The organism is Arthrobacter sp. 05T45 (genome assembly GCF_056395875.1).
Window position 1 is genome coordinate 180,505 of the sequence record NZ_JBFTKI010000004.1, and the last position, 12,493, is coordinate 192,997.

Sequence of the window (12,493 nt, forward strand, 5' to 3'; positions counted from 1 at the left end):
GCGGAGAGCGATCCCGACAACGCGGCGATGACATCCAAGCGGTCCGCCCAGCCCTCGTCCGCGAATGTCCGGCACGTCCCGCCGGTGGGTGCCGGTCTGGCCGTCCTGGCGGGCACCCATCAGACTGGCATATTCAGGAGGTAGGGCCGGTCCCGGACGTTCTTGTCGACGACCCCGCTTCGATTGCGGCCAATTCGTCAGAGGCGCTCATGAGGGCCCTCCTCTATGAAGATCTTGCCAACAGACTAGTCCCAATGCGGGGCAATGGAACCGGTGCTCAAGTACTCCCTGGCGCCACCGAAATGGAGCTCAGTGCCAAGGCGCAGGTAGGCCCGATCCTATTCCAACGGGCTCGATCCAACGCCCAGGCAAGTGCGACTGTTCCTGCCTGGGGGCATTTGCTGGTTCTAGGGTTTAGCCGCCGCTCTCCTCGGGTCCTTCGGTGTCGATGTGTTCTTTGCGGACCTTCTCCTTGATGGTCACGTCTTCGGTGACCGTTTCCGTGCCGATGTGGACCCGTTCGACCGGGACAGTCTCCTTGGTGACGATGATTCGTTCCTCGTGGAGGATGATCTCGTTCTCATCGTCCGCACGGTCCGCTACGTCGTTGCGGTTTTCCTCCGTAATCGGTTCTCGCTCGATCCGTACTTCTTCGCGCTGCACTGGAACGGTCCTGGTTTCGTATTCCGAGGTGACGTATTTGCGCAGGCGTGCCCCGCCCGCGGCCGGCTGTTCGGCGCCGCCCCCTGCCGGGCGCGGCTGGGGCCGGGTTGTGGTGTCTTCAGTGGTGGGCGCGGTGGCGTCGTATCCGGGGTGCCGGTGGCGGCAGGGGGAGTACTGCGGTCTGTTGCGGTGGTGTCTTGTGTGGCGGGGGCCAAGGTCTCGTCGGTGGTGGCGTTGTACCCGGTGGTGGTCGGTGTCCCGGTGCGTTGCGTTCCGGGGTCGGGGGTGGAATCTGCCGCATCTGCCGTCGCCTCGGTGTAAGTGCGTCCGGTGTCGAGCTGATAGTGCTGGTAGAGCCGGCCTTCCTCGGCAGGCTCCAGTGGCCGATCGGCGTCGATCCTCGGCGCGTCCTTGACCTGGTTTTTGCTGTAGGGGACCACGATGTCATTTCCCTCTGTTCGGGCTCCTTCCAGGGGTACGAAGGATTCGGACATTCCGAATAGGCCCGTCCTGGCGGTTACCCAGCTCGGCTGTCCGTCATTGTTGTCCACGAAGGCCTGGCCGATGGAGCCGATCTATTCTCCGTCCTCTGAAAGAACATTTGCGCCTTGGTTGAGCAGGGGCAGCAATGGGCCGGTGGACCTTATGCCCTGCTTCTGCGGCCGGCAACGGCGCCATAGATCAAGAGCACAATAACGGCCCCGAGGATGGAGAGGAGCCAGGTCCGCAAATCGAAGAAGTCAGCGAGGCCTCCGCCGAAGATCAACGAACCTATCCAGCCTCCGAGGATGGCGCCCACGACGCCAATTACGAGTGTGATCACCCAGCCGCCTCCCTGCCGGCCGGGAAGGACCGCCTTGGCGATAGCTCCTGCGATAAGGCCGAGAATGAGGAATGCAAGAATTCCCATGACTGTCCGTCCTTTCGGTTGCCGGTCGTGGAATGCGGCCGATATCAAGATCTAATCAGCATGCTTAGTAGCACGCAATACCTCGTGGGCGGTGGCGCGTCAGTGCTCAATATCCGCCGCTAGTGGCCTCACAGATCAGACTGGATCGTTGGGACTCCGCCGGGGCGACCCTTTCATGCCAGACGGTCCCGCGCGGTGGCGGACAAGGCCAAACCGTAGCTGAGCGTCGATCGGCTGGCGGATCGTATTCAGCTCGTGTCGACGGCCTGAAGTCTGGCGTGGGGGGCTGATTGGGCAACCAACCTGAATTGGGGACATCGGCGCCGCTGTTGGCTTGCTCCTCGCCGTCGGAGGCGGATGCATTTGCCCTGTTGGAGAATAAATCCAGTGTCTATCCTGTGTGTAAAGACCGCTGTGACAGACGGTCCACAGGCCGCCGGCACGTCCCGGGAAGTCCTCCCGCTCCGGGGGCCCGTCTCAATGAGGAGGCGTCGATGTCCAGTCCCGATGTGCCAACGCGCGGGCCGGCCAGAACCGGTCCATATGTCGTCACCGGAATCCTGTTGGCCATCGCCATTGTGATTCCGTTGTATGTGCCCGCGTATTCTGTCGGTGAGCCGCGTTTGGCCGGTATGCCGTTCTTCTACTGGTACCAGATGATGTGGATTCCGATCACCTCGGCCCTGGTGGGGATCTCCTACTGGCTGGTCGGCAAGGAGGATCGCCGCCGGCGCGAATCCGTGCGCGGCGTGACCGGTGATGAGGAGGAGCGATGAGCGGGGCAGCCGTGCCGCTGGCCGCTCCGGACCGGCCCATTAGCTGGGTTCCACTGACCATTGTGATCATTCTCTTCGTCCTGGTGGCGGTCTTGGGGTTCGTGGCTGCGCGGTGGCGGCGGGGAGAGGGGACAGGGCTGCACAGCCTTGACGAGTGGGGCCTTGGGGGCCGCGGGTTTGGAACCTGGGTGACCTGGTTCCTGCTCGGCGGCGACCTGTATACTGCCTACACTTTCGTGGCCGTTCCGGCTGCAATGTGGGCCACTGGCGCCGTCAGCGGATTCTTCGCGGTGCCGTACACAATCGTTCTGTACCCGATCGTGTTCCTTTTGATGAGCCGGTTGTGGTCCGTCTCGCACCGGCATGGGTTTGTCACGCCGGCCGACTTCGTCGGCGGCCGCTATGGCAGCAGGGCGCTGACCCTTGCCGTCGCCGTCACCGGCATCGTCGCGACGATGCCCTACATTGCGCTTCAGCTAGTCGGAATCAAGGCCGTGCTCACGGTGCTGGGCCTGGGCAGTGCGGAGAACGTACTGCTGACCGACCTGCCGCTGATCATCGCGTTCGTGGTCCTGGCCGCGTATACGTACACCTCGGGCCTGCGGGCTCCGGCCCTGATCGCCGTTGTGAAGGATCTGCTGATCTATCTGGCGGTGATCGTCGCGGTAATTTACCTGCCGATCAAGTTCGGCGGCTGGGGTCCCATCTTCGACTCTGCCGAGGCGAAACTCGCTGCGGTCAACCCTGCCACCGGTAAACCCACTGGAGTCTTCATTCCGGGCGCGAACAGTTACTCGGCCTACTGGACGCTGGCTCTGGGCTCGGCCTTGGCGCTTTTCATGTACCCGCACTCGATCACGGGCGTCCTGGCGACCAAGAGCAGGAATACGATCCGGAAGAATGCCGCGGTGCTGCCGCTGTACTCGTTGATGCTGGGGTTCTTGGCTCTGCTGGGCTACGTGGCCATCTTCGCCGGAACCAATCCCGTTGACGTGAACGGCGCTGTCAACCCGCAGTTGGTGGTCCCGCAGCTGTTCCTGGATCAATTCCCGGCCTGGTTTGCCGGAATCGCCCTGGCCGCCATCGCCATCGGGGCTCTGGTCCCGGCCGCGATCATGTCGATAGCCGCGGCGAACCTGTTCACCCGCAACATTTACCGCGATCTGATTAAGCCCGACGCCACTCCCCGGCAGGAAGCAAAGGTGTCCAAGATTGCGTCGCTTGTGGTGAAATTCGGTGCATTGATTTTCGTCATTGCCATGGACCAGTCGGCAGCAATTAACATGCAGCTCCTCGGCGGCATCTGGATCCTGCAGACCTTCCCGACGATCGTGGCCGGGCTCTACACCCGCTGGTTCCACCGATGGGCGCTTTTCGGCGGCTGGGCAGCCGGAATCATCTATGGCACCATCGCGGCGTACAACGTGGTCAACCCGGTCACGAAGGCCTACTTCGGGGGCTCGATCGCGGCCATCCCCGGAACCGACATACAGGTCTACATCGCCGTTGTGGCGTTTGCGATAAACCTTGTGGTTGCCACCGGCCTATCTCTGCTCTTCCACGCAATGAAGCTCCCTGGTGGGAATGACATCACCCGCAGCTCGGACTACGGCGCCGACGAGAACGATCCAAAGATCGCCCAGATCGAGCGCGAGCAGCCGCTCGCTGAACCCGGCGCCCCCACGTTCTAGGTCACTGGGGACCCGAGACCGCACAGGAGCCCGAGGGACGAAAGGTATATGACCATGAACGCCGGACAGCACGGCAAGGGCACAACCGGGGAGAGTTCCTTGGCCGCGTACCTGCACAGTCACTTGATAGCCGCGGCGGCGGGGGAGCGACTCTTCGAACAGGCGGCCAAGACGTGGAAGGACTCGCCACGCGGCAGTACCATCGCGCGGCTCGCGACGGAAATCAGTGCCGACAAGGCAACCCTGGAGGGCATCACCGAGGGGCTCGGTCTAGGCATCCCGGCCTACAAAAAGCCCTTCGCCTGGACAGGGGCGCACCTCGCGTCCCTAGGCCCGCTCAATCCGCTCCACGCCAGGATCGGCGCAGCCGAACAATTGGAACTCGAAGCGCTGATCAGTGCCGTCACGGGCAAGTCGCTGCTCTGGAGGACCTTGGGTCTCCTGTCCCGCACGGACCCGCACGTTGGACAGGAGCAGGTGGCGAGTCTGCTGGACCGGGCAACGGCACAGCTCCGCGAACTCGAGGGTCTCCTCTTGGAAACCGCGGCGGAACGGTTCACCGACGCCGGTCAGTGAGACCCGGACGTTCGTCGACGATCCTTCGACCTGCGGACCACAGCGCTGCAACGTTAGCAACGTGGCGGGGCACCCCTACCCGGGTTCCATCGCAGTGAGTCCGTTGGGGTCATCCTTCCGGACGCCGCCGTGTGGTCCCTTTCGATGGCCTCAGCGTGCTGCGATGAGGGCCTGGGGTGCGGCTTGTTTCATCCGGGTTTGCAGCCAGCGCAGCTGGGTGGCCGTTTCGGCGTCGCATTTCTCCACGACGGCGAGTAACTCTATATCGCGCAGCGCGGACCCGGCCTGTTTGACCATCGTCCAGGTGACGTCGACGAGGCTGGCCAGCAGGTAGAGGTCCTGCAGGTCGCGCAGGAGACCGACGGGACCGTTCCGGGTTGTGGCCAGGCCCTGGGCGTGGAGCCGTTCGGGCTCGTTGTCGGAGCTGTTTTCGCCGTAGCGCTGCACGACGGGCCCGAGGAGTTCCCCGTGCCGGTCGCACTGGGCTGCCAGGGTGCGGCAGAGGAAGTGAACATCTGGCTCGGCCCCGTGGCCCTCGGCCACTTGGCGGAAGGAATCGGCGAGCGTGTTCTCGGCCTGACGGAGCATGCCCAGGTAGATGTTCAGGTTCACGGCCGGCCACCCTCCGTGGTGTTTCTGAGCGCGTCGGGGAACTGGGGTGCAGGTTCGATGTCCGTTGTTTCCGTGGCTTGGGCCCCGTCGCCGCCGGCCGTGGCCGGGACCGGCGCGGTGCCAGGCGCCGCGGCGGGCCGGGACGCTGTGGTGGTCGGGGCCGGCGCCGGTCCGGTGGCATCGCCGATCTTCTCCACGGTCACCGCCGCGTTTTTGAACATCGGCTGCTTGGATACGGGGTCCCATTCGGTCAGGGTCAGTTCATTCGCGGCCGTCGGGTGGGTCCCGGGGCGGCCGCCGGTGTCCCAGTAGCCGTAGTGGAACGGGGCGAACACGGTGCCGGGCGCGATGCCGCTGACTCGTGCGGGGACCTCGATCCGGCCCCGGCGGGAGGTGACCCGGACCAGGTCGCCTTCGGAAATGCCGAGCCGGTCCGCGTCCTCCCGGGCCAGTTCTACCCAGGCCCGCGGTGCCGCGTCGGCCAGGGGCCGGGAGCGGCCCGTTTTGGTGCGAGTGTGGAAATGGTACGCGGTGCGCCCGGTCGTATACCGGAGCGGGTAGTCTGCGTCGGGTTCCTCGTGCGGCGGGTGGAACGGGGCGGTCTTGAACAGGGCCCGCCCACCGGCGCCCTGGGCGCGGAAGGCCTGGGCTCCCACCGTTGCGCCGGTGAGCAAGTCATGGCCGTAACTTTCGCAATAGTCGGGGTCTGTGGGGAAAACGCCGTCTCCGTACAGGCGGTCCGTTCCGTCGGGGTGGTCCTCGTTGCAGGGCCAGGGGATGCCGCTGCCGCCGCGCAGCCTGTCGTAAGTGATTCCGGTGTAGTCGCACGGGCGTCCGCGGGAGCAGTTTTTCCACGCCTCGAACGCGTCCTCTGGCCCGGCCCAGTCCAGCAGCGGCCCGCCATTTAACGTCGTGAAATCCATCCTGCGCGCGTAGTCGAGGAAAATGTCCAGGTCGCTGCGCGCCCCATCTGGAGGCTCAACCGCCTTGTCGGAGATGTGCACAATGCGGTTGACGTTGGTGAACGTCCCGGTCTTCTCGCCCCACCCGGCTGCCGGAAGCACCACGTCCGCGTACTGTGCTGTTTCGGTGAGGTAGAGGTCCTGGACGACGAGGAAGAGATCGGGTTTGGCGAGGATGTTCCGGATCCGGGGCAGTTCGGGCATGGACACTGCCGGGTTCGTCGCCGAGACCCACAGAAAGTCGATCGAGCCCTGTTCGGCATAGCGGAAGATCTGCATGGCATGCGTCGGCGGCGCCCAGTGCGGGATGGTCATCGGATCCACGTTCCAGAGCCGGGCCAGTTCCTGGATGTGATCGGGACTTTCCCAATTGCGGAATCCAGGCAGGTCCCCGTCCGCGCCGCATTCCCTATTGTTCTGAGCCGTGGGCTGGCCGTTCATCTGGAGGACCCCGCACCCTGGGCGGCCGAGCATCCCGCGCAGCAGGTGCAGGTTGTTGACCTGGCACGACGCCGCCGTCGCCTGCGAGGACTGGTAGAAGCCCTGCAGCACCGTGGAGACAATCCGATCGGACGTGCCGAAGATCCTGGCTGCGTCCCTGATGTCCGACGCCGGGACACCGCAGACGGCGGCAGCCGCCTCGGCCGTCCACGGCTCGACCACCTTCCGGAGAGCGTCCTGGCCCAAGGTGTGGTCGCGGACATAGCCGGCATCATCCCAGCCCTGGGCCAGCACCTCACGGACGAGGGCGTGCATGAGCGCAAGGTTCGTGCCGGGCCGGATGGCCAGATGGACATCGGCGTGGCGGGCGACCTCCGTGTCGCGCGGATCCACGCAGACGATCCGGGGCCGGTCCGTGCCCGCGATCCGGTCCAGGACTCTGGACCAAAGCACCGTTTGTGTCTCGGCCATGTTGTGGCCATAGAGAAAGAGCGCGTCGCAGCTGTCGATATCGGTATAGGATCCGGGCTGGCCGTCGGCGCCGAACGACTCCTTCATGGCCGCCGCCGCGGTAGCAGTGCACAGCCGGGTGTTTCCGTCCATGTGCGGGGTGCCGATGCCGGCCTTCCCGATCACGGCCAGCGCGTAGTACTCCTCCAGGAACAGCTGCCCGCTGGTGTAGAAGCCATGGCTGAGCGGACCTCGCTCCGCCAGCAGGTCCCTGCTCCGGTCCACAATCCGACGCATCGCCGTGTCCCAGTCGCATTCGACCAGTTGCCCATTCTCGCGGACCAGCGGACTCGTCAGGCGGTCCTTGTGCGACACACCCTGGCGGCTGGCAAAGAGCCCCTTCGGTCCCAGCCTGCCATGGTTGACCAGATCCTGCGCCCGGCCGCGGATCCCGACCATCGCGCCGTCCTTGACGGCGATGTCGCAGGCACATCCGTTGCTGCAGAGGACGCAGGCGGACTGCACCCACCGGTCAACACCGTCCTCAGCGATGCCGTCGTCCAGGACCTGGTCCACCCGGACCGGCCATAAACTGTCCCGCGAGTACGGGGTCCGGGTTCCCCAAATATTGGCTATCCGGTCGACCATGTCACTCCTCCTCTACCTTCAGGCGGGAACATTGTTGGTTCGCGTCCGGGCGCGGAAGCCGCGGACCGTCCTCTGTGCCCTGCCGGTCGCGACAGGAAATGCCTCAGCTCCGGCCCGTCCCCTTGGCCGGATCCTCACCAGCCTCGGACGGTTCCAGAATTATCAGCATGCTTGCAAATAGTCCAGAGTCGCCCTGCGGGGGAAGGCTGAACGACCAGCACCTATTCTCCCGAAAATGCCGGCCAACCCGGATCCTCCGCAGGAAGGGGAAAACGCGGAGCATCCGGACACTCGCGGGGAACGGGTCGTCACGACGAATAGAGGCCCGCCGGGTCAGCCCCGCGGCGCCGTAATATCGGGATAGAACGATCCTCCCCGGGCACACGGAAGAAACAGCGGCCGCTGTGTTTGGGTCCCCCGGGGTGTCAGGGAGTGGGGCTGCCCCCGTTGACGTTAAGGGTCTCACCCACGACGAAACTGGATTCCGCGGAAGCCAGGAACACATAGGCCGGTGCCAGTTCCGCGGGCTGGCCCGCGCGGCCCAACGGGGTGTCCTTGCCGAACTCGGGCAAGGCCTCCTTCGGCTGGCCACTGCTGACCTGCAGCGGTGTCCAGATCGGCCCGGGTGCCACGGCGTTGACCCGGATGCCCTTGGGCGCCAACTGCTGGGCGAGCCCCTTCGTGAAGTTGTTGATGCTGGCTTTGGTAGTGGCGTAGTCCAGGAGCGTCGGCGAGGGGTCGTAGGCCTGGATGGATGTGGTGTTGATGATGGTCGATCCCGGCGGCAAATGCGGGACCGCCGCCTTGGTGAGCCAGAACATGGCGTACACGTTGGTCTTGATGGTGTGGTCGAACTGCTCGTCGCTGATATCGCCGATGTCTTCCCGGGCGATCTGCTTGCCTGCATTGTTCACCACGATGTCAATGCCGCCGAGTTCACGCAGCGCTGTCTCCACCAGGGACCGGCACATGGCTGCGTCCTTCAGGTCCCCCGGTACCCGGACCGCCTTGCGGCCGGCGTTTTCGATCAGCCCGGCAATCCGGGCGGCGTCCTCTTCCTCCTCGGGCAAGTACGACAGCACGACGTCGGCGCCCTCGCGGGCGAAGGCGATGGCCGTTGCTCCGCCGATGCCCGAGTCCGCTCCGGTGACGATCGCTTTTCGGCCTTCGAGGCGCCCCGTGCCGCGGTAGCTCTCTTCTCCGAGGTCGGCTTTGGGGACGAGTTCGGCGTCCAGTCCGGGCTCGGGCTGGTGCTGTTTGGGCGGTTCGATGTGATCGTAGGCTGTGACAGGGTTTCGGAAGGTGTACTGGTCCGTCATGATGCTCCTCTACCTGGTGATGCGGGGGTCAAAGCTGTGCGGCTACGGTGTTCGGGCGTGTAAAAGGTGTGGTGGGCAGCGCCCGCGGCGTTGAGCGCATCTAGCGTCTTTGGATCCGGCGCAGCTGCCGGGTTCCGAGGCGAAACGCTGAACGGGGGGAGCGGGCCCGGCGCTGCGCAGGGCGGTCCGGAAAGGCTACTGGGGATCCTCACGATCAGCATCAGGCGCGTCGATTTCGCCATCGATTTCGCGGGCGCTGCAGCCGGAGAGTGAGCCCTTGGCCGGCTCATCCTCCTCGCGGCGGTCCCTGTCTGCATCTGGATTCTCAGTCATGAGGCCCAACCTAGCGTCGAGGGGCCGGCCTGTCGAACAGAAAGCAGGGCAGACCAGGTGCTGGTAAGGCAGGTCGTTCGGTCCGTTGAGGGCGTGGCTCGGCCTATGCTGAGGTCGCGCGTGGGCGACATGGCCTTCCGCAGCCGCCATTTCAATCCGAGGCGGCGAACTCTCCCGGGCATTGTTATCCCGGGCGGGCTAATGACCGCCGGTCGATCATTTCCAGCTATGTGTGCCGGCTACGTCGATGTGGCGGCATCCGGGCGCGTGCCTCGGGACGTCGATGGAACATGGTCAGGCCGTCGCGGGGTAGCTGGCCAGGATGTAGTCTGTTGCGGCCTGTCCTGTAATCCGTCGATGGCTGTTGCGCAGATCGATGCCGCGGCGTTGCATGGCTGACCGGAAGGTAATGTCCTCCACGGGGGTGATGTTGTGGAGCCGGCACCAGCTTGTGTACAGGCCGTAAAGACAATCCGGCCCCAACGGCCGGTGCGTTTCATCCGGGACGGTGGCTTCAAGGAGGAATCGTTCGAAGTGCGAGGTGGCCATCAGGGGGCTCTTCTCCGCGGGTGCATCCTTATGCCACCGTTCGGCTACAGCGGCTCTCTTTGCCGCCGTGCACCCGGCGGCAAAGGGTCCCCAACCCCGAAGGGTTGACTAGGACTGTTCCGAATTTACAAAGTTCCGGCGGCCCTGTCCAGAGCACGGGCAGTCCCCTCTGACGAAAAATCTGCACAACGGCTTGGTGACACGCGGTACGAATTTTAGGCGAGTGGTCAGCGACCTATTGGCCGCTGTCGCCCATGGGGGAGTGGCTCGGCCAGGCAGCACGGTCAAAACACTGGGATGCGGCAGGATCAATACGTTAGGAATCGCCTCGCGGGGTCGTTCGTTCCTCCTTCGTGCCGGTGTCGAAAGGGGGGCCAGCGGCCGGCGGCTCGCCTGCCGCGAGACGGTCAGACTCTCGAGCCCCGACAACGGATTGTGCTCCACCGGATCCGGCTTCGGCAGGTGAAGGTCCGGGCGGGATGGCCCCGGTTGCCGCTGGGGGGCCGGTGACGGTCCGCTGTCCCTCGGTCATGGCGGGGTCGCTAAAGACCTGCTCGACGGGCGCCTGGCCTGTCTTGGCCCGTTCCGGATGCGAGTGATCGCCTTCCGCCTGGGTGCCCGCCTCCGCGACATCGACCGCCTCTCCGACATCTGCACCGCTGCGGGAGTCATCGGCCTGGGCGTCGGCACCCGACGATACGGGCCGGTCCTGCGATGCAGGTTCGTGGCCGCTTTGCGGATTCTCGGTCGCCGGCATTTCGCTGCTCGTACCTGTTGCGGCCTCGCGAAGGGGACCCACAGTACCGTCCGCACCGTAGTCACCCTCGGCGTACTGACCGATTTCCGACCCGGCCGAACGTCCCGGAACTGCACCAGCGTCGCCATAGTCGGCCCGTACGTAGCGTCCGGATTCTTTGGCCTTCTCTCCCAATGGTTCGGGCAGGCCACCCTCCCTGCCGGCCGCACCATAATCACCTTCGATGTATTGACCTTCCTCGTCCTCCGCGCGGCGGCCTCGCTGCACGCCGGCCTTGCCATAACTGCCTTCGACGTACCGGCCCCGTAGCTCCCGTTCTTCTGGTTTCTTCCCCGTGGGCGCCTGGCCCGCGGGTGATTCAGAGTCGCTGCGGTCTGTCATGATCCTGCCCTCCCGAGACGAATACATGCGTCTACTCCGGCGCAATTCAAGTCTAGCCAGAGCCACTGCACCCCAACAGGTAGTCATCATCTGACCATCCGGCGGAGGCAAACTCGCTGTGAGGCACCGTTTTGAGGGCTGCTTGTCGAAGGAGCGGAAGACTTGCCGCTTGGCGCCATCCGGCCGCTCCTATGCAACGGCTGTCATTGTGGCTTCTCTTTTAGGGCTTTGCGTCGGAGTGTTCCGGGGATAAGGACCATCAGGAGCAGTAGCACAGCCAGCAGGCCAATGGCGGCTATTACGCCGGCCGTCCGGCCCGCAGTGACATCGAAGACGAGGGATGTGGTGCCCAGGCTCAGCAGCATGACGCCGGCCAATGACACCTTCACGATGGTATCGGCGCTGGCCACGAGAGTGGCTTTCAGTCCTTGCCGGAAAAGCCGGCGGTGCAAACTCACCGGCAACAGGATCGATGCCGTGGTGAGGGCGGCCACGATGACGTTGATGAGATACAGCCCGATCTGGTAGCCGTCCAGTGACGCGAAACGTGCCTGGAACGGCAGCGTCAGGAGGAAACCGGCGAGGATCTGGACCCCTGTCTGAAGTACCCGCATTTCCTGCAGCAAATCCACCCAATTGCGGTCCATCCGCTCAGTGAGCGATTCGTCCCTGCCGTCATCCTGCGGCGCCGCCGGGTCTGTCATAACTCCTCCTCGCGAGACTGAAATTCCCTGTCCAGCGGCCGCGGTGTGCGCCGTCGGCTTGGCCCCCTTCCGTCTCGATCACGCGGGGCTTTCGGGCTCCGGACGACCAGGACCGCAACGATTTCCTCGGCGCTGCACCCGCCTGCGGCCGCTGGCTCCCGGATGAAGGCTCGGGTATGAGGTCGTTGCTGCCGTCATCCTGCCGCAGCCCCGGGGAAGGAGCTTTGGACGCCCGGCTCGAAGCTGGCACTCGAACATGGATCCATGGCTGGCGTTGCATCGTCGACTGCCGGCTCCGTCGCCATGCCCAACGCGGCGCGGATGCGCCTGGCAGCTTCCCGATACCCGTCACCAAGACCCGCTGTCCTGGCAGCGTGGATCGAGCCGATGCCGTCAAACTGATGTTCGATCCGTTCGCCCCGTTCCGCGAAATCAGATGCCACGGCTTCCAATTTCTCGAGCCGTGCACCCTGCTCCCGCACCACGGAGAGGAGAAAGGACCGGTCCCTGGCGTTGCTTTCCACGGTCCCGTCCGCGGCGAGCCGCGCTTCGATGCCGGGCAGTTCGTCAGAGGCGCTCATCGGGCCCTCCTCCATGAAGGTCTCGCCAACAGAGTAGCCCCCATGGACAGCAAAGACACCAGTGCTCAAGGTCCTGCCTGGGCCTCGGAACCGGCCAATGCCGGGAACCGGCGCTAAGAGCCGAGAATGACAGGCCGGCG

13 protein-coding genes are annotated in these 12,493 nt (G+C 64.8%); 3 read left to right on the plus strand and 10 right to left on the minus strand.

What is annotated here, in order from left to right:
• Positions 1-414: 414 nt before the first annotated feature.
• Together AC1DGD_RS06995 and AC1DGD_RS07000 are read right to left on the minus strand one after the other, a co-directional pair.
• Positions 415-708 (minus strand): YsnF/AvaK domain-containing protein, encoded by a 294-nt coding sequence (locus AC1DGD_RS06995; protein ID WP_476851109.1) that lies wholly within the window; start codon positions 706-708, stop codon positions 415-417.
• A gap of 598 nt (positions 709-1,306) precedes the next feature.
• The gene (locus AC1DGD_RS07000; protein WP_476851066.1) at positions 1,307-1,573 is read right to left on the minus strand and encodes a GlsB/YeaQ/YmgE family stress response membrane protein; all 267 of its coding nucleotides are present in this window, start codon (positions 1,571-1,573) and stop codon (positions 1,307-1,309) included.
• A gap of 494 nt (positions 1,574-2,067) precedes the next feature.
• On the opposite strand from AC1DGD_RS07000, the gene AC1DGD_RS07005 reads away from it, so the two are divergent.
• From AC1DGD_RS07005 to AC1DGD_RS07015, 3 genes are read left to right on the plus strand one after another with little or no spacing between them, the layout of a single operon-like run.
• Entirely contained in the window at positions 2,068-2,349 is a 282-nt protein-coding gene (locus AC1DGD_RS07005; protein WP_476856339.1) for a DUF3311 domain-containing protein, read from the plus strand.
• Positions 2,346-4,040, plus strand: coding sequence for a monocarboxylate uptake permease MctP (gene mctP / locus AC1DGD_RS07010; RefSeq protein ID WP_476851064.1), 1,695 nt, complete (start codon positions 2,346-2,348; stop codon positions 4,038-4,040). The genes AC1DGD_RS07005 and mctP overlap by 4 nt, the downstream gene beginning before the upstream one ends.
• 54 nt (positions 4,041-4,094) lie before the next feature.
• Positions 4,095-4,616 carry a hypothetical protein gene (locus AC1DGD_RS07015; RefSeq protein ID WP_476851063.1) on the plus strand — a complete coding sequence of 174 codons (522 nt, stop codon included), beginning with the start codon at positions 4,095-4,097 and terminating at the stop codon, positions 4,614-4,616.
• 150 nt (positions 4,617-4,766) lie between these two features.
• Here the strand turns inward: AC1DGD_RS07015 and AC1DGD_RS07020 are convergent, their stop codons facing one another.
• The 8 genes from AC1DGD_RS07020 to AC1DGD_RS07055 form a co-directional block, all read right to left on the minus strand.
• The gene (locus AC1DGD_RS07020; protein ID WP_476851062.1) at positions 4,767-5,228 is read right to left on the minus strand and encodes a hypothetical protein; all 462 of its coding nucleotides are present in this window, start codon (positions 5,226-5,228) and stop codon (positions 4,767-4,769) included.
• A complete protein-coding gene (locus AC1DGD_RS07025) occupies positions 5,225-7,729 on the minus strand; it encodes a molybdopterin oxidoreductase family protein (protein ID WP_476856340.1) in 2,505 nt (834 codons plus the stop codon). The genes AC1DGD_RS07020 and AC1DGD_RS07025 overlap by 4 nt, the downstream gene beginning before the upstream one ends.
• A 425-nt stretch (positions 7,730-8,154) precedes the next feature.
• Entirely contained in the window at positions 8,155-9,048 is an 894-nt protein-coding gene (locus AC1DGD_RS07030; protein ID WP_476851060.1) for an SDR family oxidoreductase, read from the minus strand.
• A 195-nt stretch (positions 9,049-9,243) separates the two neighbouring features.
• The gene (locus tag AC1DGD_RS07035; RefSeq protein ID WP_476851059.1) at positions 9,244-9,381 is read right to left on the minus strand and encodes a hypothetical protein; all 138 of its coding nucleotides are present in this window, start codon (positions 9,379-9,381) and stop codon (positions 9,244-9,246) included.
• A 294-nt stretch (positions 9,382-9,675) separates the two neighbouring features.
• Complete coding sequence (locus AC1DGD_RS07040) at positions 9,676-9,930, minus strand: hypothetical protein (protein ID WP_476851058.1); 255 nt, start codon at positions 9,928-9,930, stop codon at positions 9,676-9,678.
• A 316-nt stretch (positions 9,931-10,246) separates the two neighbouring features.
• A complete protein-coding gene (locus AC1DGD_RS07045; RefSeq protein WP_476851057.1) occupies positions 10,247-11,068 on the minus strand; it encodes a hypothetical protein in 822 nt (273 codons plus the stop codon).
• Between the two features lie 203 nt (positions 11,069-11,271).
• Entirely contained in the window at positions 11,272-11,772 is a 501-nt protein-coding gene (locus tag AC1DGD_RS07050) for a DUF6328 family protein (RefSeq protein ID WP_476856341.1), read from the minus strand.
• A 194-nt stretch (positions 11,773-11,966) separates the two neighbouring features.
• Positions 11,967-12,353 (minus strand): hypothetical protein, encoded by a 387-nt coding sequence (locus AC1DGD_RS07055; protein WP_476851055.1) that lies wholly within the window; start codon positions 12,351-12,353, stop codon positions 11,967-11,969.
• Positions 12,354-12,493 lie beyond the last annotated feature (140 nt).